Source organism: Larsenimonas rhizosphaerae, from assembly GCF_023700005.1.
GTDB classification, from domain to species: domain Bacteria; phylum Pseudomonadota; class Gammaproteobacteria; order Pseudomonadales; family Halomonadaceae; genus Larsenimonas; species Larsenimonas rhizosphaerae.
The window spans coordinates 2,074,520-2,099,683 of the sequence record NZ_JAMLJK010000001.1 but is presented as its reverse complement, the minus strand read 5'-3'; the positions used below and the strand labels follow the sequence as shown (position 1 = coordinate 2,099,683).

The window sequence follows — 25,164 nt, the reverse complement described above, 5'->3', positions numbered from 1 at the left end:
ACGTATCGTTCGCCTGGCAAGGAGAGCGCTGCGCCGGAGGACGCCAGTGAGGTCTGCGCCGCCAAGCTCTCTGAACGACACCGTAATATGACGCTTCTCGCACTGGGTATCAATCACCGCACCGCTGCTGTCGATGTGCGCGAAAAAATCGCGTTCTCGCCGGTCGAGCTCAATGATGCGCTGATCGACATGACGGCCATCCCGGGCGTCAGAGGATCAGTCGTGCTGTCTACCTGCAACCGTACCGAGCTGTATTGCGCACTTGAAACGGCGGGTGACGAGCAGGCCGTGGTGGAGTGGTTCAGTCGTTATCATGGCGTGTCTATCGAGGAAATCAGGGCGTGCAGCTACTGCCACACCGGCCCCGAGGCTGCACGCCATCTGATGCGCGTAGCCTGTGGTCTGGATTCCATGGTGCTGGGCGAGCCCCAGATCCTGGGGCAGCTCAAGGATGCCTATCAAAAGGCGCAATATCAGAAAACGGTAAAGGGCGAGCTGGATCGGCTCTTTCAGCATACCTTTTCGGTTGCCAAGCAGGTACGTACCGATACGGGAATCGGTGAAAACCCGGTCTCCGTGGCCTTTGCTGCCGTAAACCTGGCCAGCCGCATCTTCGATGACTTTTCTCGCTCGCGGGCGCTGCTGATCGGTGCCGGAGAAACCATCGAACTGGTGGCGCGTCATCTCCGGGAAGCCGGTATTCAGGGTATTATCGTGGCCAACCGCACTCAGGAGCGTGCTCAGACGCTGGCTGATGAAGTAGGCGGGGCGGCAATCGGGCTTGAAGAAATTCCGTCTGCACTGACCTGTGCCGATATCGTTATTTCATCCACCGCTAGTCCGCTGCCGATCCTGGGCAAGGGCATGGTGGAGGCGGCGCTCAAGACGCGGCGATTTCGTCCCATGTTCATGGTGGATATCGCGGTACCCCGGGATATTGAAACCCAGGTCGGTGAGCTGGACGACGTTTTTCTCTATACCGTCGATGACCTTCACGATGTGATCGAAGAAAACCGTCGTCAGCGCCAGGCCGCGGCCGATCAGGCCGAACTGATCATTACGGCGGGTATCGATGCCTGGCAGCACGAGCGCCGGATCAGAGGGGGCGGCCAGGTCATCCGTCAGTATCGCCAGCAGGCCGAACGACTGCGTCGCGATGCGGAGGCCCAGGCGCTTGCCCAGCTCGCCCAGGGGCAATCGGCGGAGGAGGTCATTCGCCGGCTGACCCATCAACTCAACAACCGGCTGTTGCATGGCACCACCCGGCGCCTGCGCGAAGCCTCGGGCGCCGAGCGGCTTGACCTGCTGCAGGCCGCCGAAGAATTATTGCTGGACCCTTCAGAGGCAGAACAGGACCCTTCATGAAAGCATCACTGCGTCAACGTCTCGATGGTTTTTCCGAACGCTTCGAGGAACTGGCCGCTCTCTTGTCCGACCCCGAGGTCATCGGGGATCAGCGTCGTTTCCGTGACTATTCCCGTGAATATGCCGATCTCGAACCTCTGGTCGAGGCATGGGCGAGTTATCGCCGTCTGGAAGCCGACCGCGAGGAAGCGGCAGCCCTTCGAGAAGATGACGACGCTGACATGCGCGACATGGGTGAGCAGGAGTGGTATTTGCTGACCGATCAGCTTGAGGCGCAGGAAGGTCAGCTCAAGAAACTGCTGGTGCCAAAGGACCCGAATGACGAACGCAGCGTCTTTCTTGAGGTTCGTGCCGGCACAGGCGGAGATGAAGCCGCCATCTTTGCCGGGGATCTGTTTCGCATGTATTCCCGGTACGGTGAGCTGCAGGGCTGGCGGACAGAGATCATCAGCCAGAGTCCGGGCGAACACGGCGGCTACAAGGAAGTCATCGCGCGTCTGTCCGGTCAGGGAGTGTATGGCCGACTCAAGTTCGAATCCGGTGCGCACCGGGTGCAACGGGTGCCGGCGACGGAATCCCAGGGCCGCATCCATACCTCGGCCTGTACCGTGGCCATCATGCCGGAAGCAGACAGCGTGGATGACGTCGAGCTCAGCGCCTCGGATCTGCGCGTGGATACCTTCCGTGCCAGTGGCGCAGGCGGTCAGCACGTCAATACCACGGATTCGGCCATCCGTATCACCCACCTGCCAACCGGTACGGTCGTCGAGTGTCAGGATGAACGTTCACAGCACAAGAACCGTGCCAAGGCGATGTCACTGCTGGCGGCAAGAATCAAGCAGGCCGCGGAAAGTTCGCTTCAGCAGCAGCAGGCTGATGAGCGTCGTTCGCTGGTCGGATCGGGCGATCGCAGTGAACGCATTCGCACCTATAACTTTCCTCAGGGGCGGGTTACCGATCACCGTATCAATCTGACGCTTTACAAGCTGAACGAAATCATTCTTGGCAATGAGCTGGGCGACATCATCGATAGTCTGGTGCAGGAACATCAGGCAGATCAGTTGTCAGCCATGCAGGCCTCCTGATGTCAGCGGCGCGTATTGATGCTGTTCTGGCGGAGGCTGTGGAACAGCTCGGCAATATATCGGACACGGCGCGACTCGATGCTGATGTTCTGCTGGCGCATGTTCTTGAGCGGTCCCGCACCTGGCTTTATACGTGGAATGATCGGCTCGTGGATTCGTCTGATCTGGCGGCTTATCAGGCACTGGTCAGCCGCCGAGCCGAGGGTGAGCCCGTGGCTTATCTTGTCGGCGAGCGGGAGTTCTGGGGGCTGCCTCTTTACACCTCGCCGGCCACGCTGATTCCCCGCCCTGATACCGAGTGTCTGGTTGAACAGGCACTGATGCGCATGCCGGGTAAAACGGGGCAGCTGCTGGACCTTGGAACAGGCACCGGTGCCATCGCACTGGCTCTTAAAAGCGAGCGCCCCGGCTGGGACGTGACGGCGGTCGAGCTGTTTGATGAGGCGGTGGCGCTTGCCCGGCGCAACGCGCAGCGTCTGAACCTTGATATCCGTTGCCGGCAAGGCAACTGGTTCGATGGCCTGCCTCCGATGCACTTTGATGTGATTGTCTCGAACCCGCCCTATATTGCCGACCATGATGAGCATCTGGATCAGGGCGATGTGCGCTTCGAGCCGCGCTCTGCGCTGGTTGCCACCGGTGAGGGGCTTGATGATCTTGCTCATCTGGTGAATGAAGCCCGTACATGGCTGCTCCCCGGCGGCTGGCTGCTGCTGGAGCATGGGCACGGGCAGGGCGAGGCGGTTCGATGTGCCATGCACCAGGCGGGATTCGGCCATATTGATACCGTGCAGGATATCGGGCGACGTGATCGCGTGACCCTTGCACGTCTGACGTAACCCCAAAAGGATTTCGAAATGGATGACTCGGCCCTGCTGCGTTACAGCCGGCACATCATGCTTCCCCAGATGGATATCGTCGGTCAGGAGCGCCTGCTTGCCGCTCACGTTGTCATCATGGGCGTCGGTGGACTTGGGTCTCCTGCGGCCCTGTATCTGGCGGCCAGCGGCATTGGTCATCTGACGCTGGTGGATGACGATGTAGTGGACGTCACCAACCTCCAGCGTCAGATCGCGCACACCACTTCATCACTTGGCCAGTCAAAGGCAGAGTCTGCACGACGCCAGGCGCTGGCACTCAACCCCTCCTGTCATATCGATGCGTTGACGTCTCGTCCGGATGAGACGCATATGCGTGCGCTGGCGGTGGAGGCCGATGTGGTACTGGACTGCACGGATCGTTTCACAAGCCGCTATCAGATCAATCGTGCCTGCATGGCTGCGGGCACGCCGCTGGTTTCCGGTGCCGCCATTCGTTTTTCCGGGCAGTTGGCGGTATTCGATCCACGCGATGAGACCTCGCCCTGTTACGCCTGTCTGTACGGTGATTCCACTGAAGACGATGAGCTGACCTGCGCCGAAAGCGGTGTAGTAGCACCGCTGGTGGGCATCATTGGCGCCTTCCAGGCCCTTGAGGCGGTGAAGCTGCTGAGTGGGGCGGGGACGCGGGCAGGCGGCCTGTCGACGCTGGACGGTCTGTCCGGAGAGTGGCGGCAGTTCGATGTGCCGCGTGACCCTGCCTGTTCGACCTGCCGAGACCGGGCGGGCGGTTAGCCCTGCCCGTGATGCTCTATCGCTTCGCCCACCGCATTGAACAGCGTGCTCAGTTCCTCGGGAGTGGTCGAGAAGGGGGGAGCAAACTGCAGGGTATCGCCGCCGTGACGAACATAAAAGCCCTGCTCCCACAGGGTTTTGGCGATGTTCGTGGGCTGCAGGGTCGGGTCCGCGTCTCGCGGTGCGAGTTGAATTGCGCCAGCAAGGCCGTAATTGCGCAGGTCGGTTATACCCGGCACCCCCTTGAGTGAGTGCAGCCCTTCTTCGAAATGCGGTGCAAGCCGTCGGGTCTGACCCGGAAAATCCTCCTGCTCATATAAATCCAGTGCGGCCAGCGCGGCGGCACAGGCTACCGGGTGCGCCGAATAGGTATACCCGTGCGTAAACTCGATGGCATGTCGGGTGCTGCTCTGGTTCATGAAGGCGTCGTGAATGGTGCGGTCAGCAATGACAGCGCCCATCGGGATGGCGCCGTTGGTGACCTGTTTGGCAAGAGTCAGGATATCGGGCGTGACGCAAAATGCCTGGGCCCCGAAGGCGGCGCCTACACGTCCAAATCCTGTAATGACTTCATCGAATATCAGCAGGATATCGTGCTCGGTGCACAGGGCACGAAGGCGTTCCAGATACCCCCTTGGCGGCACGATGACTCCTGCGGAGCCGGACATGGGCTCCACGATAACGGCAGCGATGTTGTCCGTGCCCTGCAGGGCGATATGATCCAGCAGGGCATCAGCCAGCTCGGCGCCGGTGTCTGCCTGACCGCGCGTAAATGACAGCTCCGGCTGTAGGGTGTGAGGCAGGTGGCTGGTTTCCAGCAGCGGGCCATAGGCCATGCGGTTGGGGCCGATGCCACCGACACTGGTACCACCGACATTGACGCCATGATAGCCCTTGGCACGGCCGATCAGCCGTATCTTTTCCGGACGCCCCCGCAGACGCCAGTAGGCTCTGGCCATCTTGATGGCCGTATCTGCTGCATCCGAGCCGCTATTGGTAAAGAAGACATGATCAAGGCCTTCCGGTGCCATGCTGGCAAGGCGTTTTGCCAGTGTGAAGGCCTGGGGATGGGCGTACTGAAAGGCGGGTGAATAGTCCAGCGTTTCCAGCTGCCGGGCCACGGCCTGTTGAATCTCGCGGCGATTGTGGCCGGCCCCGCAGCACCATAATCCGGAGAGCGAGTCAAACTTGCGTGCGTCCCTGTCATCAAACAGATAACGGCCTTCAGCGCGTGTAATGATGCGTGGAGTATCATGAAAGGCGCGGTTGCCGGAAAAGGGCAGCCAGTATGCCGAGTCGGAAACATCGGTATGGGACATGAGTGTTCTCCAGGCAGGCGAGCGTTGATCAGCCAATGATGTCCAAAGGAGGTCCCTGGAAGCAATAGAAGGATCAAGACGTTTACGTTGGCGATTAGCAATCCATCGCTATTCAAGCAGGCGCCTGATTAGTGTTGACTATAGGGATAGTGTTTCGAGGGCAGGGCGGCATGGATAATCATCGGGCATCGTCGAGCATGGATCTGCCCTTCGTGGGACGAGGTCGGGCGCTGGGGCAGGTCAGTGATGTCGATCTCAGATTGTTGCGTGTTTTCATGGCCGTGGTGAACAGTGGCGGGTTCAGTGCTGCTGAGCCGGTGCTGGGTGTGGGACGGTCTTCCATCAGCACGTACATGGCGGATCTTGAAACACGCCTGGGCCTTCGGCTGTGCCATCGCGGGCGGGCCGGCTTTCAGATGACCTCGGAAGGTGAGCAGGTCTTCGAGGCTGCCACGCGACTGTTCAGGGCCGTCGATGGATTTCTCGATGACATCGATAGCGTCCATCAGACACCACGCGGCAGTCTGGCGCTGGGGCTGGCGGATGCGCTGGTGTCTCTGCCGGAGATGTCGATCACGCATGCACTGGCCCGGTTCAGCGCGGACTTTCCGGCGGTGCATGTTCATTTGCACATGCTGACACCGGAACAGGTCGAGCAGGGGGTGCTGGACGGTCAGCTTCAGGTCGGAGTTGTGCCGGCACGTCATCGGCTGGAGGGTTTGATATACCAGTCGCTTTACGAAGAGACCTCGGCCTTGTATGTCACGCCGGACCACCCGTTGGCCATCATGCCGCAGGCCGGGTTGGAGGAGGCGTTGCCTGATTGTGAGGCCGTAACGCCCGAGTATGCCCTTCCTCCTGCCGGCCATGCACTGCAGCGGCAGTTGCGCAGTACCGCGACAGCCTCCAACCGGGAAGGCATGGCGTTTTTGATTCTGACCGGACGCTATGTCGGATTCCTGCCCGTGCACATGGCGACGCCCTGGGTGGCCCAGGGGCGGCTCGTGTCCGTCGCCCTGCCGACCTGGCAGTTCAGCACCGCGATGCTGGCCATCTATCGCCGCGAGCAGCGCCCCCATCGGCTGCGTGAAGGCTTCATGGCAACTCTCGCCCAGGTCATGAGCAATGACTCGGCATGAAATGAGCGGTATGGTTTCATTGATGCTGTCGTCTGGTTCATGACAGCGGCGTTGAAGCCGTGAGTTGAATTATCATTGACAGCCTTTACCGGGGCGTTGGAAAAAGAGCGACCTTGAGATATCAATAACAACGCGAGATGAAATGCTCGTCTTCATGGTCTGGAGCCCTTATGTCGGTCGCGGTCAATTCGTACTACGAAGACAGTGTGACGGTACCCTGGGTACCGTGCCCCTCGCTTTCCGAAGACCGGGAGGTGGATGTCTGTGTCATTGGTGGCGGCATCAGTGGCTGCTCGGCGGCGTTGCATCTTGCCCACGAAGGGTATCGTGTTGCGCTGCTGGAAGGTAAAACCATTGGTTATGGTGCATCAGGGCGGAGTGGCGGGCAGATCCTGCCCGGACTTGGCACTGATCTTGCCGTGATAGAGCGTCAGCTGGGGCTGGACGCTGCACGTGCGATCTGGACCATGAGCCTTGAGGCCGTCGAGCTGGTGCAGTCACTGATCCGGCAATATTCCATCCCCTGTGACTTCCGATCCGGTTACCTGCATGTGGCGCTCAAGGCGCGTCACGTGGAAGAATTGAAAGGCTGGCAGGCTACGATGGCCTCCCGTTATGGCTATGAAGGCCTTGAGTGGCTGGATGCCTCCGCACTGAGGGAGCGGGTTGTTACGGATGCCTACCTCGGAGGGCTTTCCGAGCCGGGGGCCGGCCATCTTCATCCGCTGAATTACACCCTGGGGCTGGCGAGGGCAGCCAGTGACGCCGGGGTCGATATCTTCGAACATTCACCTGCTACCGCAATAACGCAGGGTGAGCCTTGCCGAGTGACAACCCCATCAGGCACTATCCGCGCCCAAAAGGTCGTATTGACAACCAATGCCTATCATCAGGGGCTGGTGCCGCCACTGGCATCAAAGCTGATGCCGGTAGCCAATTACATTATTGCTACCGAACCGCTCAGCAATGAACAGGTCGCCCGGGTGCTGCCGTTCAATGAGGCCGTCTCGGATGCCAACTTCGTGCTGGATTATTATCGGCTTTCCGGCGATCAGCGCCTGCTGTATGGCGGTCAGGTCAGCTATAACGGGCGTGAGCCGCCCGGGCTGCTGCAGCGAATGCAGGACAAGATGACCTGGCTGTTTCCGGTACTGGAAGGTATCTCGATCGATTACCGCTGGGGAGGTGACGTGGCCATTACACGCAACCGGGCGCCTCATCTGGGGCGTCATGGAGAGCACCTTTATTATGCCGACGGGTATTCGGGCCATGGTCTGGCGCTGGCCGGTCTGGCCGGCAAGCTCCTGTGTGAAGCCATTGCCGGCAAGCCACGGCGGTTTGATCACTTTGCCGCATTGAAACACCGGAGCTTTCCTGGTGGTCAGCGGTTACGAACCCCTCTGCTGGTGCTGGCGACCTCGTTTTTCAAGTTGAAGGATCGGCTGTAGGGGCAGCGGTCGAAGCGAGCATTCGGCCGGATGTTGTGACACTTTTTCTGTAGGCAAATTGATGACAAATGCATTGGCAACCGACGACGCCGGCCGACCGGCGCCTTCCATCACTCTGGAAGGGCTAGAGAAATCCTTCAGCCGGGATGTGATAGCGCTGGATGGCGTGGATCTCACCATCCGTGCCGGTGAATTCTTTACACTGCTCGGCCCTTCCGGGTGCGGGAAAACCACGCTGCTGCGGATTCTGGCTGGTCTGGATACCGCCAACAAGGGCGTTGTTCGGATTGGTGGCCATGATGTCACTGAAGTTCCGCCTCACAAGCGCAGCGTCAATACCGTATTTCAGTCCTATGCGCTGTTTCCTCATCTGAACGTCGAAGACAACATTGCCTTCGGCCTCAAGATGCAGGGCGTGGAAAAGGATGACCGTCAGCGGCGCGTACGTGAGATGGCAGAATTCATCAAGCTTACGCCCCTGCTGGGCCGGCGCATCGATCAGCTTTCCGGCGGGCAGCGTCAGCGTATCGCGCTGGCACGGGCTCTTGTATGTGAACCCAATGTGTTGCTGCTTGATGAGCCCCTGTCGGCGCTGGACGCTGGCCTTCGTGGTCAGTTGCAGGTCGAATTGCAGCGAATTCAGCGTCGTCTGGGCATGACGTTTGTGTTCGTGACGCACGATCAGCAGGAAGCCATGGTCATGTCCGATCGCATCGCTGTTCTCAATAACGGCAAGATTCAGCATCTGGGCACGCCGCGTGAAATCTTCGAGCGTCCGGCAAACACCTTTGTGGCTCGCTTCATGGGGCATGACAACCTGTTTGATATTACTTCTCGGGAGGGTGACCTCCTTGATACGCCGCTGGGCCGTCTGACGGTGGACACCCGGACCCACGGTGACAAGGTGTTGATTCGGCCTGAAACCATTGAGCTGGGTGAGGACGCCGAAACGGATGCCAATTACTTTACGGCGGTGGTACGTGAGAGCTTTTATCGAGGCAGCTATATCGAATACCGCCTTGATGTCGGGGAGGTATCCCTGAGGGCGCTCAGCAGCAATCAGGGGCAGAAGCTGCACAAGAACGGCGAACGTGTGCCTATCAGCATCTGCCCCGAAGACATTGTCACCGTGACCGACGGGGAATAATCATCATGCCGCCATCCTTTGAAGTTTCCCGGCGCAGCCTGAAATGGCGTGAAACGCGCCATCTTCTGCTGACGACCGCCCCGGGCGCACTGTGGATCGTCATTTTTCTGGTATTACCCAGTCTTTATCTGGTCAGCATGGCCTTCATGACCAATGGCCCCTATGGCCAGCCGGGAATGCCCCTGAGCCTGGATGCCTTCCGTCAGCTGGCCGGTTTCGGGTTTCTGGGCTGGAGTCCGGGCAATCTGTATACGTTGCTTCGTTCGATATGGCAGACGATCGTCGCCACCGGGCTGGTGGTGGTGTTGTCCTATCCGATTGCCTATTACATCACTACCTGTCGCGCCTCCCTGAGGCCGATCATGCTGCTGGCTGTGGTGGTGCCTTCATGGACGAATCAGGTGATTCGTACCTTTGGCTGGATGAACCTGCTGGCTCCGGAAACTCCCCTGTCGGATGCGGCGCAGTTTCTTGGCCTGATCCCCGAGCACATGGGACTTTTTCCCTCGAGTTTTGCCGTGACCCTGGGGCTTGTCTACAACTTTCTGCCCTTTATGGTGCTACCGCTGTACGCTGCCTTTGAAAAGCTCGATACCACCCTGATCGAGGCGGCGATCGATCTTTATGCGTCGCCGATGCGTGCCTTCTGGGCCGCCGTATTCCCGCAGACCCTGCCAGGTCTTCTGGCGGGTGTGGTGCTGGTGGCGGTGCCTGCCTTCGGGATGTATGTGGTGCCGGAATTGCTGGGTGGCGGGCGGTCCATGATGATCGGCAACCTGGTGGCCGGACAGTTTACCGGCGCGTCCAACTGGCCTTACGGCGCGGCGGCGGCGTTGCTGATGCTGGCGGCTACGCTGATCGGCATCTTTCTGTTGCGGCGGCTCGGCAAGCGTGCCGGTGGCGGAGAGGAGGTCGTCATATGAAACGTGGAGCCTTGAAGCGGGCGCTGGGCATCTACTGGTGGGTACTGCTGTTTTTCCTGTACCTGCCGCTGGCGGTTGTCGTTCTGTTTTCCTTCAACTCGATCAATAGCGCGGCCATTTTCGAGTCCTTTTCGCTGCGCTGGTATTACCGGCTTCTGGCCAATGACCAGATCATGAGCGCGCTGTGGCACAGTATCGTGCTGGCCATGAGTTCCTCGGTGATCGCGGTGCTGCTGGGTACCCTTATCGGCTATGGCCTTTATCGGCATCGTCGCCGCGGGCTGGGCTGGTTGATTGTCCTGATCTATCTGCCGATCGTGATGCCCGACATCGTATTCGGCATCGCTGACATGACGTTCTTTGTACGCATCAACGCATTGACCGGCTGGCTGGCGCCGGGCCTTGGTCCGATGATCCTGTCGCATGTGACCTTTGAAATTCCCTTTGTGGCCCTGATCGTCTATTCCCGTTTTGTAGGCCTTGATCCCACCCTGTTCGATGCCGCCAAGGATCTTTATGCCTCACCGGTAAAACGGGCATGGCACTTTATTGTGCCTGCCATCAAGCCTGCGTTGATCTCGGCCTTTTTCCTGTCGTTCACTCTCTCGATCGATGATTTCGTGATCAGCTTTTTTACTTCGGGACCGGAGAGTTCCACGCTGCCGATCTACATCTGGGGTGCCATTCGAAAAGGGGTAACACCGGAAATCAATGCTATCGCTACCCTGATGATTGCCGCTGTTATTGTCGCAGCCATCATCAGTCTGCTGGTGACGCGTCGCCGGCCTCAAACTCCCCCGGAAGGACGCTGAATCAAGGATCCGGGGCTTTAATGATCAGGGAAACCATATAATGACCAAAAAACAGAAAAAGGGGTTGCTGGCCGCCGCTGCCGGTGCACTGCTACTGTCCCAGACGGCTTATGGTGCCGAACAGAAGCTTTATCTGTTCAACTGGACCGAGTACATGGACCCGGCGATCATTACGGCATTTGAAAAGCAGTTCAACGTCGATGTGGTCGAGAGCTATTTTGGCTCACTCGATGAGATGTACGCCAAGCTGCAGGCCGGAGGCACCTCCCAGTACGATGTGGTAGTACCAAGTAACTACTACGTGCCTCGCCTGATCCATGCCGGTCTGGTACAGCCGCTGGACAAGTCACAGTTGCCGAACCTGCCCAATGTCATGGAAAAGTTCAGAAACACCGCCTACGACCCGGGCGAGAAGTACACTGTGCCTTATCAGTGGGGCACGACCGGTATTATCTATAATGAAAAGGTGTTTCCCAACGCTGCTGAAAGCTGGTCTCTGCTGTTTGATCCCGAGGTCAACAAGGGACAGCCCTTTTCGATGATGACCGATGGTCAGGTCATGTTCGGCGCTGCCTGCGCCTACCAGGGCAAGGGGTATGGCTGCAAGGGGCAGGACGCGTGGGTTGATGCAGCCAAACTGGTGCTGAAGACCAAGCATCGCAGTAATTTTACAGGCTTTGTCGACGGTACGCCGGTGCTGCCTCAGGTCGCCAGGGGGGTCACTCAGCTCGGGTTGACCTATAACGGCGATTACCTGCTCGACAAGTCCGAAAACCCGGAAGGCTACAAGCATCTGAACTTCATGCTGCCGAAAGAGGGCTCGGAGCTTTGGGTGGACACCATGATGATTCCGAGCAAGGCACCTCATCCGAAACTGGCACACCAGTTCATCAACTTCATTCTGGATGCCAAAATCGGGGCGCAGCTGTCCAATTATAACTTTTACTCCACTCCCAATCAGGCTGCAGTGCAGTACCTTGAGCCCGAATTGCAGCAACCGCCGGCCCTGCCGACCGACGAGCAGATGAAGCACCTTTTCTTCACGCCCAGTCTGGATGGACAGGAGCTGCAGATGTTCCAGCAGATCTGGAGTGATGTTAAATCCCGGTAACGGTTCCTGCGGGGCCTTCAGGCCCCGCCTTGAAGGCAAGGCAGAAACGGTATGTCAACAGAACAACACAAGACAGACTTGAGCGAATGGTTTGCCCGGCATGGCATTACGGAGGTGGAGTGTCTGGTCAGTGACATGACCGGTGTGCTCAAGGGCAAGATCATGCCGGCAGGCAAGTACCTCAATGGCGGGTTGCCCCGGCTGCCTGACTCCATCTTCATTCAGACGGTAACCGGGGGGTACCCCGATGATGATGAGTTGAGGTACTGGAACGCGGCCGAGCTGGATATGCAATTGATTGCCGATCCCGGGGCTGTCTTTCTGGTCCCGTGGGCCAGTGACCCTACCGCCCAGATCATTCATGACTGCTATTACCTGAACGGTGAGCCTGTCGAGATTGCGCCGCGTCATGTGCTGAAGCGCGTGCTGTCACTGTATCGGGCCCGGGGCTGGAAACCTGTCGTGGCACCGGAGGTCGAGTTTTATCTGGTCAAGACCAATACGGATTCCGATTACCCGCTTGAACCGCCTGTCGGTAGATCCGGTCGCCAGGAAACCGGACGGCAGTCCTACAGCATTGACGCCGTCAATGAATTCGATCCGCTGTTTGAGGACATGTACGACTTCTGCGAAGCGGAAGGACTGGATATCGACACGCTGATCCATGAGGAAGGGGCCGGCCAGATGGAGGTCAACTTTCAGCATGGTGACCCGTTGAAACTGGCCGACCAGGTGGTCATCTTCAAGCGCACCCTGCGCGAAACGGCGCTGCGGCACGGCATGTATGCCACCTTCATGGCCAAGCCGATGGCCAATGAGCCTGGTAGTGCGATGCACCTGCATCAGAGCCTGTGGGATCTGGAAGGGCGCAGAAACCTGTTTTCGGATGAGCATGGCGAGCCCAGCAAGCTGTTTTTGAACCACATCGGCGGCCTGCAGCAGTACCTGCCACATGGGCTTGCCCTGCTGGCACCCAACATCAATTCCTATCGGCGCTTCACGCCTGGCGCAACCAGCGGCTCTGCGCCAACCAATGTGGAGTGGGGCCTCGATAATCGTACAGCCGGGTTGCGTGTTCCCGTGGGGGGGCCAAGCAGCATGCGGGTGGAGAACCGGCTGCCCGGTGCCGATGCCAACCCCTACTTGGCCATGGCGGCATCACTGGCCTGCGGGTATCTGGGGATGATGACCCAGCTGGACCCGCGTCCGCCGCTGAGTGGCTCCGGCTGGGGCAGCAGCTCGGTCGGCCTGCCCAACGACATTGGTCCGGCGCTTGAAATGCTGGAAGCATGCGATGTGCTGTCGGAAGTGCTGGGTGACCGGTTCGTCAAGAACTACCTGGCAGTCAAGCGGGCTGAACATCAGGCGTATTTCCGGGTGATCAGCTCCTGGGAACGTGAACACTTGTTACTCAGGGTCTAGGATCGAGACCAGGATTGCCACAATAAACAGGCAGGGAAACAGTAATGACACGACCAATGATTGCGGCCATGTTCGGCATGGCCGTCATGGGCTCGGCGCTGGGCAGCATGTCGGTTGCCGCCGCAGATGAGTCTACCCTCACCATTTTCAACTGGGCAGATTATCTGCCTCAGGATGTAGTGGATGAGTTCGAGGCAAAACATCACGTTCGGGTAGTGCAGAACTACTACAACTCCAATGCGGAAATGCTGGCCAAGCTTCAGTCGGGTGGTGATCACCAGTACGACCTGGCGTTCCCGTCGGATTACTTCGTTCCGCGGCTGATCAAGGCCGGGCTGGTACAGCCTCTGGATGGAGCAAGGCTGACCAACCGGTCTCATCTGCTGGCTGATTTCAGAAATCCTTCCTACGACCCGGACGAATCCTACAGCGTGCCCTATCAGTGGGGGGCGACTGGTATTGCCTATAATGCCGACGCCTTGCCGGACCTGCCGCCGGACTGGCATGCATTGTTCGATCCGAAAGCCAACCCGACACATCCCTTTGCGCTGCTCAAGGGCGATGGTCAGTTTACCCTCTCTACCGCCTGTGCCTATCTGGACAAGGGATATGACTGTATCGGCCGTGAAGACTGGCTGGCCGCAGCCAAGGTCGTTGGGCCGACCCTGAAGCGCGCCAACTATGTGGGCTTTGTCGGTGCGACTGCCGCACTGGATCAACTGGCGCGGGGGGTTATCGATGTCGGTGTGGTTTACAACGGGGATTTTGCACGCAAACAGGTCGAAGATCCGGAAAGTTTCAGAAATATTCGGTTCTTTATCCCGCGTGAGGGGAGTCAGCGCTGGGTAGATGCCATGGTGATACCGGCGCATGCGCCGCATCCCGAGCTGGCCGCGGCCTTCATGAATTACTTGCTGACCCCGGAAGTGGCCGCTCGCGTCAGTAATGCCAATTTCTACAGTACACCGGTGGCTGATGCCGTGCCGCTGTTAAAGCCTGCGTTGCGTGATTCGGTGGCCACTCCAGACGAGCAGCAACGCAAACGACTGGCCTACACACCGTCACTGGACGGCCAGCAACTTCAATTCGTGCAGCAGCTGTGGACGGAGTTGCGGTCTCGTTGATAAACGGATCAGTGTGAATGAAAAACGCCGGGCAGATGCCCGGCGTTTTTCATTACGATTCCCCGCTAGGGCATGCCCATTAAATTGGGTAATCCGAGCGAAATGAAGGGGACATACGTAATCAGCAACAGGAAGCCGATCAGCAGAATCAACCAGGGGCTGGAAGCCCGAATGACCTGAGTCAGCGGTTGCCCGGTGACGGCAGAGGCCACGAAGAGGTTGAGACCGGTGGGTGGCGTCAACATACCGATTTCCATGTTTACAACCATGATGACCCCCAGATGAACCGGGTCAATGCCGAGTTGCATGGCAATCGGGAACAGGATCGGAGCCAGAATCAGGATGATCGCCGAGGGCTCCATGAAGCTGCCGGCTACCAGCAGGATAACGTTCACAACCAGCAGGAAGGTCACCGGCGAGAAGCCCTGTGCGACAACCCAGGCAGTGATGGCCTGCGGAATCTGCTCGGTGGTCAGTACGTGCGCAAACAACATGGCATTGGCAATGATGAACATCAGCACAATGGTCAGTTTCGCGGCGTCAAGGATCACCCGCGGGCATTCACGCCAGCTGATATCGCGATAGACAACCAGTGCAATGAACGCCGCATATACGGCCGCTACCGCTGCTGCTTCGGTTGGGGTGAACATCCCGGAATAGATGCCGCCCAGAATGATGACGATCAGCATCAGCCCCCAGAAGGACTTGCGTCCCAGCCGCAATGCTTCCCGGAAAGGAACCCTGGGCATGGCCGGCATGTTCTTGATGCGAGCAATGACATAGATGGCCACCATCAACAGCAGACCGAGCATCAGGCCCGGTACCACCCCTGCCATGAACAGTTTGCCTACCGAGGTTTCCGTCGCCGCGCCATACACCACCATGACGATGGAGGGCGGAATCAGAATGCCCAGCGTACCGGCGTTGCAGACAATGCCGGTAGCAAAGGACTTGGTGTAGCCCGAACGCACCATCCCGGCAATAACCACGGATCCCACGGCGGCCACTGTGGCCGGTGACGAGCCGGACAGCGCTGCAAACAGCACGCAGGCCATGACGGAGGCAATCGGCAGACCCCCCCGGAAGTGGCCAACACAGGCATTGGCAAAGTCAATCAGACGCTTGGCCACGCCACCACTGGTCATGAAGGCGCCGGACAGCAGAAAGAAGGGAATGGCCAGCAGGGTATAGTGTTCCGAGGTTTCAAACAGCTTGATGGCCAGAGAGCGAACGGAGTCCTCACTGAACAGCAGGATGGTCAGGGCGCCGGACAGCCCGAGGGAGATGGCGATGGGCATGCCCAGAAACAGCAGGGCAAACAGCGCCACGAACAAGAAGGCGATTGTCATGGGCGATTCTCCTCGGCGGCATCATCCTTGTTCATCAGTTTCATGGCATCGGCGGCCTCGTCTCCCATCTCGAGCCCGATCTGGCGTCCGCGGGCCACATTGATCAGGGCTTCCACCAGGCGAAGCAGCACCAGTCCAAAGCCCACGGGAACAATCAGGGCGATATGCCATTGCATGACATGAAATTCATCCAGATCCTCGGCACCGAGCTGTGCATTGAACAGTGCCATGACCCAGTCGTAGCTGGATATCATGAACAGCAATGCGTACCCCATGGCGATCAGAATAACGAGAATGCCGCACAGTTTACGAAGCGGCATCGGAAAGGTTCGAGTCAGCAGGTCGACGCCGATATGGGCCCCGACACGTACGCCATAGGAAATACCCAGGAAGATAAGCCAGCCAAACATGGCCTTGGTGAGCGCCGAACTCCAGGTCATTTCCTGTGCCATTTCCAGCAGGTAGTCACCAATGGCGAACCAGAAATCCTCCATGGAGGGCATGGCATCTGCTGCGGCATAAAAGACCGCATAGAGGTTATTGGCCATGACATAGGTGAACGTGACCAGCGTCATGGCCGCCAGAAGGAAAGCCACCAGACCTTCCTCCAGATTGTTCCAGAGTCGGACAAGTCCGCGCATCGGCTTACTCCTTGGTATCAAAAAAACCGGGCCGTAGCCCGGTAATTTCAGCTTTGGTTGGACTTGTCAGCGGCATCGATCAGATCCTTGCCGATATCACCTTCAAACTCCTTCCAGACCGGCTTCATGGCTTCGCGCCATTCATTGCGCTGCTCTGGTGTCAGCTGGATGACCGTCGTGGTGCCGGCATCAATGATCTTCTGACGATCGCTGTCATTGATCTGCTTGGCCTCTTCGTTTACTGCCGTGGTGACTTCTTCAACGATGTCATCAAGTTCGGACCGTACATCGTCCGGCAGGCCGTTCCAGAACTTGGCATTGGTAATCAGCATGTAGTCCAGGAGACCATGATTGGATTCGGTGATGTAATCCTGTACCTCATAGAACTTCTGGCTGTAGATATTGGACCAGGGGTTTTCTGCCCCGTTGACCACGCCGGTCTGGAGGCCCTGGTATACTTCCGAGAAACTCATCTTGCGTGGGATGGCCCTGACAGCCTTGAACTGTTCCTCAAGCACATTGGACGACTGGACACGGAACTTCAGGCCGCGGGCATCGCGCGGATCCTGCAGTTTCTTGTTGGCTGACAGCTGTTTCATGCCGTTATGCCAGTAGCCCAGCCCCAGAACGCCCTTGTCCTGCATGGAGGTCAGCAGCTGCTTGCCTTCCGGGCTGTGCTGAAAGCGGTCAACGGCATTAATATCCTTGAACAGGAATGGCAGGTCATAAATCTGCAGCTGCTTGTTGTACTTGTCGAACTTGGCCAGCGAAGGGGCCAGCATCTGTACATCGCCCAGCAGCAGCGCTTCCATTTCCTTGCCATCGCCATACAGGGAGGAGTTGGGATAGACCTCAACCCTCACCTTGTCCCCCAGCCTTTCCTTGACCAGTTTCTGAAACATGAGGGCGCCCTGACCCTTGGGGGTCGAGTCAGCCACTACGTGTGAAAACTTGATCACGATTTGCTCGGCCTGGGCCTGCGTGATCCCGAGAAGCGCGGCGAGACCCGCAGCCAGTGCCAGTGACCTGGAGGCGTTAAGTGCCATGAGCAGTACTCCCTGTAGTGCGTACGAAGACGTGTCTTATTACATATTGTTACGTCGTGCTCACGTAGATTAGAACGGAGGTGCGTCTGGCGAAATAATACTTTGTGTTAGCACTTCATGGTACGAAGGATCATTTGCTCTGAAGGGGAAGATAAAGGTGCGCCGCACTTGATAGAAACGGGCGGGGAGGAAGGGCTGACATGACGCGCCATACATCCGTGAACGTTGGCTGCCCTGCCAGAAACCGGATCACACGCTCGGCCGGTAATCGTGCAAACAGCTGACGATAGAATTCAGGAGCCTGGTCCGGATAGCGCGACAGGGCGGTCATGTAGATACGATCAAGTTCCAGCAGCCAGCGTGGTGTGGTGTGCGCTGTCGGAGCCTTGCCTGCGATCATCGCGGTGCTACAGTCGAGTGCCCAGCGCTGAATGGCGTGAAAGGCGTAGCCGGTTGCCGGCCGCATGGCGCCTCCGGCGGTGCCTGCATGGAGAATGCGACCCTGGTGATGGCCGTCAGCCGGTGCCATGGGCAGTGTCCCGGCTTCCTGACGCAGGCAGTGAACCTTGCCAAAGCGTTGGTCTATGTACTGCATTAGCCGGGCATCAAGTTCGCCGGGTGGAGTGGGGGCACGTCCAAACCGGGTCCACTCTACCAGTGCCGTGTGATCTCCCGTCGGCAGCAGGTACACGAAATCCAGCGCTTCCCCGTCCGGCGGGGGCGCTGCAGCGAAATTCATCAACTCCGCCGTGGCATCCTCTCCAAGCAGGGGGGATTCGATGAGGCGCCCGGCAAAATCCTGCCAGCGCCAGGGGGGTGCCAGCCTGGTTGCTCTGGGGCGGGTGTCGATAACCTGCCGTGCAGCAAGGGTCTGGCCATTATCCAGCGTGATTATCACCTCATCATCGCGCTCTTCAAGCGGGCCGGCCCGGACTCCGGTCCACAGCGTGACGTGCGGTGCGGCGTCAATGGCGGCCCGAGTCGTGTCGTAAAATAGCTGCGCGCTGATCATTTCGTAGCCCAGGGGCGACCTGACTCGGGTGTGGCCCTGTGTCGTGGTCAGTGTCCACTGATGCCAGCGCGCGACAACGCAGTGATCAAAGGGGTGAGGCGCAAGCGGCCAGCCGCACCAGGTGCGGTCCTCCTCATACTCCCTGCGAGGTTCTATGATGATGATGCGCTGCGTTGATGGCTGCTGACAGAGGTGCCATGCCAGACTCAGGCCGGCGCAGCCACCTCCCAGAATCGCGATATCACAGCGGGCGCTCATGATGAGGGCGGATGGGTGCCGGGAAGCCCGGCCAGCGCCGCATGCAGGGTGCTGTCATGCCCAGGGCGACCGGCGGGCCTGATATGCCCATGTCCTGTCAGTCGTCTGGCGGCGAGCCTCACTTTACCTGGCAGTGACACCATGGCACGGCCATCCCAGTAGCGCCCCTGACGCGTACGAAGTTGAAGGCCGATACCGCGATAGACCTCTGCTGCGACGGCGATCGCGCGTCGATTTTTGATCGGGATACGTTGAAAGCCATCGGCACCGCTTTGATAGTAGGTGTCGGCCAGTTCCAGCAGGGCAAGGTTGGCCGCGGCTGCTTTGACGGCCAGCGAGCCAGCCGGATTATCGAGCGCCGCTGGCGGGGCCTGGTCGACCCAGTCGCCAGGCACATAACGTCGGCCCAATCGCGCATCTTCCTGAATATCCCGAGCAATGTTGGTCAATTGCATGGCGATGCCCAGATCGATGGCGTGGGGCCAGGCATCGGAGGGTGCACCGATCAGTGGCGCCATCATGACGCCCACGGTGCCGGCTGCGCCATAGCAGTACCGCAGCAGTTCGGCCTGGTTATCAAGCTGGAGGCTGGTGTCGGCGTCGCGGGTCAATGCCGTAATCAATGCAGCAGCAGCGTCAAGGTTAACCCCTCGGCGAACATGCAGGTCCTTGAGTGCTTTCGTGACAGGGTCATCACCGGCGGCGGCCGGGGTGAAAAGTTCTTCGCGAATGCATTGAAGGCGCTGCCGTGCCCGTACATTTTCTTCGGCGCTGGGCATGTCTTCATCGGCAAGATCATCCAGAATGCGGCAGGCAGCGTAGAGCTGTGCGGCATCATCGGCATCGCCTTTTTCCATGAACCGGCTGGCAAACCAGAATGACTTGCCGTGTCGGGCAAGCAGGGCGCGTGCTTCATTCATGGGGTTTCTTCTTTCAAAAGTCGCTCGACAACCTTGGCACTGGATACCACGCCAGGCAGTCCGGCTCCCGGATGAGTGCCAGCTCCTACCAGATACAATCGGTCGAGCACCTCACTTTTGTTGTGAAACCGGAACCAGGCGGACTGTTGAAACAGGGGCGCGATTGAAAAGCCGGTGCCGTGCTCGCTGAGATAGCGATTTTTGAAATCTTCCGGTGTCATGTGAAACCGCGTGTCAATGTGCTTTTCGACGTCAGGCAATATGGTGGCCGACAGGGCCTTGATGATCGCATCACCCAGCGTGCCGGCACGCTTTGACCAGTCGATATCGCCCTGCAGATTGGGAACAGGTGCCAGAATATAGAAGGAGTCACAGCCTGGCGGAGCAAAGCTGTCGTCCGTGGCGGTGGGTCGATGCACGTAAAGCGAGAAGTCATCCTTCATGACCTTGTGTTCGAAGATGTCTTCCAGCAGTTCCCTGTACTGTTCTCCCAGCCAGATGGTGTGGTGGGCTACATCGTCATAGGTGCGGTTGACGCCCAGGTAAAGAACAAACAACCCCATCGAGTATCTTGCATGATCGAGCTTGAAACGGGCTGCCTTGGGCAGTTCGCGTACCATGTGACGATACAGGTAGGCGGCATCTGCGTTGGCAATGACTCGATCCGCAGTCAGGGTTTCACCGCTGGCCAGCCGGACGCCGGTGGCGCGACGGCCTTCGCAGGTAATGTGATCCACGGTGCACTGGGTACGGATCTGAATGCCTTCTTCGCGCATCAGGCGAGTCAGCCCCTGGACCAGGGCGCCGGTACCACCCTTTGGAAAATGAACACCCCATTTGCGTTCAAGCCACGGAATCAGCGCATAGATGCTGGTGGTTCGAAAGGGGTTGCCGCCGACAAGCAGCGGGGGAATGGAGAAGGCGCGCCTCAGCATCGGGTCCTTGAGGTAATGGCTGACCATTCCCCACACCGACCGATAGCTGCCCAGTCGGAGCAGCGCTGGAACCTGCTTGAGCATGGTGGAGACACGATGAAACGGCTGGTCGGCCAGCTGCTCGAAGCCGACCTTGTAGATCGCTTCCGAACGAGCCAGCAGTTTTTTATAACCGTCGACATCCTCTGGATTGAAACGCGCAATGTCGGCCAGTGTCCTGTCCATGTCACTGCCGTAATCGAAACTACGTCCATCGGAAAAGTGGAAGCGGTACCACACGTCCAGTGGCAGCATGGTGAGATAGTCCGACATTTTCTTGCCGAACAGGCCAAACAGCTCTTCGAACAGAAAGGGCGCGGTAATAACGGTCGGGCCGGCATCAAAGCGATAACCCTGGTCCTCGAAGACCTGAGCCCGTCCGCCCAGCGAATCGTTGCGCTCCAGCAGGGTCACATCGTGCCCCAGTTTGCGGGCGCGAAGGGCGGCGGCGATGCCGCCGAAACCGCCGCCGATAACGATGGTGTGGCTCATTGGGTGTCCCTTGACGTACTCAGACGCTGTCCGAGTCGGTGTGTCTCATGGCGTAGTGGCAGGCCACTGTCGCCAGGCAGTTGGCGAGCCATTGTTTCGGCCTGATCGAGGTAGTGCATGGCCATCTGAACAGCCCTGTCGAGGGCATCATCCGGATGATCAGCAGCCAGTCGGTGGACCAGGTTGTCACTGCCGGGGCGTAGGGCATCCCGCTCGATGTCATCGATGTCGTCGGCAATCTGGTAGGCAATGGCAAAGGCATCCACGGCTTTTGCGGCCCATGGCAGGGCGGCATGATGGCCACCGGTACGCAGGGGAAGTTCAAGCGACAGTCCGATCAACGGGGCCGTCTTGTCACGTGCCATCGACAGGTAGGTTGTCAGCTCGCATCCAGCCGACCCGGCCAGATCCTGTGCCTGGCCGTGTATGGTCCGGGTTACGCCTGCATGAGTGCAGGTGATCAGTTCGGCAAGGATATTCGGGTAGTTCTGCAGCGCTCCTGCGCAGCCGTAGGCGGCAGATATATGCAGGTCACCCACACACAGGGCAACCTCGGCAGAAAAGGCCTTCCAGAGGCTCGGATGACCACGACGGGTTTCATCCCGGTCCTGCACGTCATCGTGGATCAGCGATGCGTTATGCAAGAGCTCGGGAATCAGTGCAAGGGTCAGGGCTGTGGTTGAGGGGATCTCCAGAGCGCGTGCCGTGCTGAAGGCCAGTCGTGCCCGGAGCAATCCGCCAGTGGTCTTGAGGTGATGCCGACAGGCACGAGTGATGATGTCATCACTGGCTGCGTTGTCTCCCAGCAGCGCAGTGTGCAACGCGTTGTGCAGGGTGTCCGACGATAAGCAAGATGGTTCCGGTGTTTCACACCGATAGGCAGACTGCGGCGAAGGCATGTCAACGAGTTCCCGTCCCTGGTATTTATTATCAATACGATGCAAGAGTATAGATGGTCACGGAACAGAATGCCGGGCCCCTGGGGGGCCCGGATGCCGAACTACAACAGGGCGTCCAGCTTGCTCTTGATCAGGGCATTGACCTGTTGCGGGTTGGCCGTGCCGCGAGAGGCCTTCATGGCCTGGCCCACGAAGAAGCCGATCATCTTGCCGCGCTTGTCCGGTTCGGCTTCCCGATACTGGGTTACCTGAACCGGGTTGTCGGTAATGACCTGGTCCACGATGGCTTCGATCGCTGCCGTATCGGTAACCTGCTTCAGACCGCGTGCCTCGATGATCTGGTCGGCGGTTTCCCCCTTGCAGTCCCAGAGGTCAGCGAATACCTGCTTGGCGGCCTTGCCATTGATGGTGTCGTCCTTGATGCGCGCCAGCAGCTCACCCAGCTGTGTCGCACTGACCGGGCTTTCGCTGATGTCCAGACCGGCCTTGTTCAGTCGAGCAGACAGATCGCCCTGAACCCAGTTGGCAGCCAGCTTGGCATCGCCACAGGACTGCATGGCCTGCTCGAAGTAGTCTGCCATCGCCCTTGAGCTGGCCAGCACGCTGGCATCATAGGCAGACAGACCCAGAGCGGTTTCAAACCGCTGCCGCTTTTCCGAAGGCAGTTCGGGCAGCAGGGACCGTTGATGCTCGATATAGGCGTCGTCCAGCATCATTGGTAACAGGTCAGGGCAGGGGAAGTAGCGGTAGTCGTTGGCTTCTTCCTTGGTGCGCATGCTGCGGGTTTCGTTGAGGTCCGGGTCAAAGAGACGCGTTTCCTGCACAACCTTTCCGCCGTCCTCGATCAGATCGATCTGACGTTCCACCTCGCATTCGATGGCCTGTTCGATGAACCTGAACGAGTTGACGTTCTTGATCTCGGCGCGGGTGCCGAATGCTTCCTGGCCCTTGGGGCGTACGGAGACATTGACATCACATCGCATGGAGCCTTCCGCCATGTTGCCGTCGGAAATGCCCATGTAGGTGACAATTGCGTGCAGGGCACGCACATAGGCAGAGGCTTCCCTGGCCGAGCGCATGTCCGGCTCGGATACAATCTCCAGCAGCGGCGTACCGGCCCGATTCAGGTCTATGCCGGTCATGCCATGAAAGCTCTCATGCATGGATTTGCCGGCATCCTCTTCCAGATGGGCGTGGTGGATGCGCACGGCGTTGACGGTGCCATCGTCAAGCGTGATGTCAATCGTCCCCGGTCCGACAATCGGCTGGGCCATCTGGCTGGTCTGATATCCCTTGGGGAGATCGGGGTAAAAATAATTCTTGCGCTCGAAAATCGATACTTCCGGAATCTCGGCGCCAATGGCCAGTCCGAACCTTACGGCCATGGCCACCGCATTTTCGTTAACGACCGGGAGCACTCCCGGCATGCCCAGGTCCACGGCACAGGCCTGGGTGTTAGGCTCGGCGCCATAGGCGGTAGAGGCCCCGGAAAAAATCTTGGACTGCGTGGCCAGCTGAACGTGCACTTCAAGCCCGATTACAGTTTCCCATTGCATGATCGGTTTCTTCTCCTTGTCACTCGTCGGCGGTCAGCGCAGGGCGGCGGGTATGCCAGTCTGTCTGCATCTGGAAGGCATGGGCCACGTTCAGCAGGTGGGCTTCACTGAAATGCGGTGCCAGAATCTGAAGGCCGACCGGGCGGTCACCGGCAAAGCCTGCGGGTACGCTGATACCGGGAATGCCGGCCAGGTTGATGGCAATGGTGTAGATGTCCTGCAGGTACATCTGTACCGGATCGGCCTGGTTGCCAAGCTCGAAGGCCGGGGTAGGCGCAGCAGGTCCCATCAGGACATCAACCTTGTCGAAGGCGTCCAGAAAGTCCTGTCGAATCAGGCGACGTACTTGTTGGGCCTTCTTGTAATAGGCATCAAAGAACCCTTCGGACAGGGTGTGAGTGCCGATCAGGATGCGGCGCTTGACCTCTTCACCAAACCCTTCAACCCGCGACCGCTTGTACAGATCCATCAGATCCGTCGGAGCATCGCAACGATGGCCGAACCGTACACCGTCATAACGTGACAGGTTCGACGAGGCCTCGGCCGGGGCAATGACGTAATAGGTCGGGATGGCCAGGCGGGTATGTGGCAGGCTGACATCGATGACCTGTGCGCCGAGGGCTTCATACACCTTGATGGCATCACGCACGGCGGTTTCGACGCCACCGTCCAGGCCCTCGCCGAAATATTCACGGGGCAGGCCGATCTTCAGGCCCTTCAGGGGTTCGGCCAGCGACTGGGTGTAATCCGGTACCGCGCGGGCAACGCTTGTGGAGTCGCGCGGGTCATGGCCGGCCATGGCATTGAGTAGTAGCGCGCAGTCTTCAGCCGTACGTGCCATGGGGCCACCCTGATCAAGGCTCGAGGCGTAAGCCACCATGCCATAGCGCGAGACACGACCATAGGTCGGTTTCAGGCCGGTAATGCCGCAAAAGGCAGCAGGCTGGCGAATGGAGCCGCCGGTGTCAGTGCCCAGGGCCGCTGGGGTCAGCCCTGCGGCTACGGCGGCGGCAGAACCGCCAGAGGAACCACCGGGCACCAGATCCGTATTCCACGGGTTGCGTACCGGACCGTAGAAGCTGGTTTCATTGGACGAGCCCATGGCAAATTCGTCCATGTTGGTCTTGCCCAGACTGACGGTTCCGGCCAGCTTCAGCTTCTCGACAACGGTGGCGTCATAGGGTGCCTTGAAGCTGTCGAGCATCCTTGACCCGCAGCTGGTGCGAACGCCTTCGGTGCAGAAGATATCCTTGTAGGCCAGTGGTACGCCGGCCAGGATGCCGGCCTGGCCGCTCTGACGAGCAGCGTCGGCAGCATCGGCGGCGGCAAGGGCGTGTTCGCCTGTCACAGTGATGAAACTGTTCAACCGGCGGTCCAGGGATTCGATGCGCGACAGGTAATGCTGTGTCAGTTCGCGGCTTGAATAGTCGCCTCTGGCGAGTCCCTTGGCGATATCGGCAAGCGTCAGGTCATGCATGGGGGGAGCGAACTCCTTGGCGTGTTCGGCAG

22 protein-coding genes are annotated in these 25,164 nt (G+C 59.0%); 12 read left to right on the top strand and 10 right to left on the bottom strand.

Annotation, left to right across the window (positions count from 1 at the left end; genetic code table 11):
* Positions 1-87 precede the first annotated feature (87 nt).
* From hemA to NAT21_RS09605, 4 genes are read left to right on the top strand one after another with little or no spacing between them, the layout of a single operon-like run.
* Positions 88-1,365 (top strand): glutamyl-tRNA reductase, encoded by a 1,278-nt coding sequence (hemA, locus tag NAT21_RS09620; protein ID WP_250938059.1) that lies wholly within the window; start codon positions 88-90, stop codon positions 1,363-1,365.
* Complete coding sequence (gene prfA, locus NAT21_RS09615) at positions 1,362-2,450, top strand: peptide chain release factor 1 (protein WP_250937790.1); 1,089 nt, start codon at positions 1,362-1,364, stop codon at positions 2,448-2,450. Before hemA ends, prfA begins: the two co-directional genes overlap by 4 nt.
* Positions 2,450-3,289: a peptide chain release factor N(5)-glutamine methyltransferase gene (gene prmC / locus NAT21_RS09610; protein ID WP_250937772.1), complete on the top strand. Its 840-nt coding sequence runs from the start codon at positions 2,450-2,452 to the stop codon at positions 3,287-3,289. The genes prfA and prmC overlap by 1 nt, the downstream gene beginning before the upstream one ends.
* A gap of 18 nt (positions 3,290-3,307) precedes the next feature.
* Positions 3,308-4,063 carry a HesA/MoeB/ThiF family protein gene (locus NAT21_RS09605; protein WP_250937765.1) on the top strand — a complete coding sequence of 252 codons (756 nt, stop codon included), beginning with the start codon at positions 3,308-3,310 and terminating at the stop codon, positions 4,061-4,063.
* Here the strand turns inward: NAT21_RS09605 and aptA are convergent.
* Entirely contained in the window at positions 4,060-5,382 is a 1,323-nt protein-coding gene (gene aptA / locus NAT21_RS09600) for an omega-aminotransferase AptA (protein WP_250937755.1), read from the bottom strand. The genes NAT21_RS09605 and aptA overlap by 4 nt on opposite strands.
* A 170-nt stretch (positions 5,383-5,552) precedes the next feature.
* On the opposite strand from aptA, the gene NAT21_RS09595 reads away from it, so the two are divergent.
* From NAT21_RS09595 to NAT21_RS09560, 8 genes are all read left to right on the top strand, one after another.
* Complete coding sequence (locus NAT21_RS09595) at positions 5,553-6,521, top strand: LysR family transcriptional regulator (RefSeq protein WP_250937752.1); 969 nt, start codon at positions 5,553-5,555, stop codon at positions 6,519-6,521.
* Between the two features lie 170 nt (positions 6,522-6,691).
* Positions 6,692-7,969 (top strand): NAD(P)/FAD-dependent oxidoreductase, encoded by a 1,278-nt coding sequence (locus tag NAT21_RS09590; protein WP_250937750.1) that lies wholly within the window; start codon positions 6,692-6,694, stop codon positions 7,967-7,969.
* A 61-nt stretch (positions 7,970-8,030) separates the two neighbouring features.
* Entirely contained in the window at positions 8,031-9,116 is a 1,086-nt protein-coding gene (locus tag NAT21_RS09585; protein ID WP_250937747.1) for an ABC transporter ATP-binding protein, read from the top strand.
* A gap of 5 nt (positions 9,117-9,121) precedes the next feature.
* Entirely contained in the window at positions 9,122-10,039 is a 918-nt protein-coding gene (locus NAT21_RS09580) for an ABC transporter permease (protein WP_250937743.1), read from the top strand.
* Entirely contained in the window at positions 10,036-10,851 is an 816-nt protein-coding gene (locus NAT21_RS09575; RefSeq protein ID WP_250937742.1) for an ABC transporter permease, read from the top strand. The genes NAT21_RS09580 and NAT21_RS09575 overlap by 4 nt, the downstream gene beginning before the upstream one ends.
* A 40-nt stretch (positions 10,852-10,891) precedes the next feature.
* Positions 10,892-11,962 carry an ABC transporter substrate-binding protein gene (locus NAT21_RS09570; protein ID WP_250937740.1) on the top strand — a complete coding sequence of 357 codons (1,071 nt, stop codon included), beginning with the start codon at positions 10,892-10,894 and terminating at the stop codon, positions 11,960-11,962.
* A 51-nt stretch (positions 11,963-12,013) separates the two neighbouring features.
* A complete protein-coding gene (locus tag NAT21_RS09565) occupies positions 12,014-13,384 on the top strand; it encodes a glutamine synthetase family protein (RefSeq protein WP_250937737.1) in 1,371 nt (456 codons plus the stop codon).
* Positions 13,385-13,428: 44 nt separating this feature from the next.
* Positions 13,429-14,508 (top strand): ABC transporter substrate-binding protein, encoded by a 1,080-nt coding sequence (locus tag NAT21_RS09560; protein ID WP_250937734.1) that lies wholly within the window; start codon positions 13,429-13,431, stop codon positions 14,506-14,508.
* A 65-nt stretch (positions 14,509-14,573) separates the two neighbouring features.
* On the opposite strand, the gene NAT21_RS09555 is transcribed toward NAT21_RS09560, so the two are convergent.
* The 9 genes from NAT21_RS09555 to gatA form a co-directional block, all read right to left on the bottom strand.
* Entirely contained in the window at positions 14,574-15,857 is a 1,284-nt protein-coding gene (locus NAT21_RS09555) for a TRAP transporter large permease (RefSeq protein WP_250937731.1), read from the bottom strand.
* Positions 15,854-16,498 carry a TRAP transporter small permease gene (locus NAT21_RS09550; RefSeq protein WP_250937728.1) on the bottom strand — a complete coding sequence of 215 codons (645 nt, stop codon included), beginning with the start codon at positions 16,496-16,498 and terminating at the stop codon, positions 15,854-15,856. Before NAT21_RS09550 ends, NAT21_RS09555 begins: the two co-directional genes overlap by 4 nt.
* A 47-nt stretch (positions 16,499-16,545) precedes the next feature.
* Complete coding sequence (locus NAT21_RS09545) at positions 16,546-17,544, bottom strand: TRAP transporter substrate-binding protein (protein ID WP_250937726.1); 999 nt, start codon at positions 17,542-17,544, stop codon at positions 16,546-16,548.
* 130 nt (positions 17,545-17,674) lie between these two features.
* The gene (locus NAT21_RS09540; RefSeq protein WP_250937724.1) at positions 17,675-18,814 is read right to left on the bottom strand and encodes a lycopene cyclase family protein; all 1,140 of its coding nucleotides are present in this window, start codon (positions 18,812-18,814) and stop codon (positions 17,675-17,677) included.
* On the bottom strand, positions 18,811-19,734 hold the full coding sequence (locus NAT21_RS09535; RefSeq protein WP_250937721.1) for a phytoene/squalene synthase family protein: 924 nt from the start codon (positions 19,732-19,734) through the stop codon (positions 18,811-18,813). Before NAT21_RS09535 ends, NAT21_RS09540 begins: the two co-directional genes overlap by 4 nt.
* Positions 19,731-21,200, bottom strand: a complete 1,470-nt coding sequence (crtI, locus tag NAT21_RS09530) for a phytoene desaturase family protein (RefSeq protein WP_250937719.1) — start codon at positions 21,198-21,200, stop codon at positions 19,731-19,733. The genes NAT21_RS09535 and crtI overlap by 4 nt, the downstream gene beginning before the upstream one ends.
* Positions 21,197-22,099 carry a polyprenyl synthetase family protein gene (locus NAT21_RS09525; protein ID WP_250937716.1) on the bottom strand — a complete coding sequence of 301 codons (903 nt, stop codon included), beginning with the start codon at positions 22,097-22,099 and terminating at the stop codon, positions 21,197-21,199. Before NAT21_RS09525 ends, crtI begins: the two co-directional genes overlap by 4 nt.
* Before the next feature lie 101 nt (positions 22,100-22,200).
* Entirely contained in the window at positions 22,201-23,655 is a 1,455-nt protein-coding gene (gene gatB / locus NAT21_RS09520; protein WP_250937715.1) for an Asp-tRNA(Asn)/Glu-tRNA(Gln) amidotransferase subunit GatB, read from the bottom strand.
* 19 nt (positions 23,656-23,674) lie between these two features.
* Positions 23,675-25,132 carry an Asp-tRNA(Asn)/Glu-tRNA(Gln) amidotransferase subunit GatA gene (gatA, locus tag NAT21_RS09515; RefSeq protein WP_250937714.1) on the bottom strand — a complete coding sequence of 486 codons (1,458 nt, stop codon included), beginning with the start codon at positions 25,130-25,132 and terminating at the stop codon, positions 23,675-23,677.
* Positions 25,133-25,164: the final 32 nt, after the last annotated feature.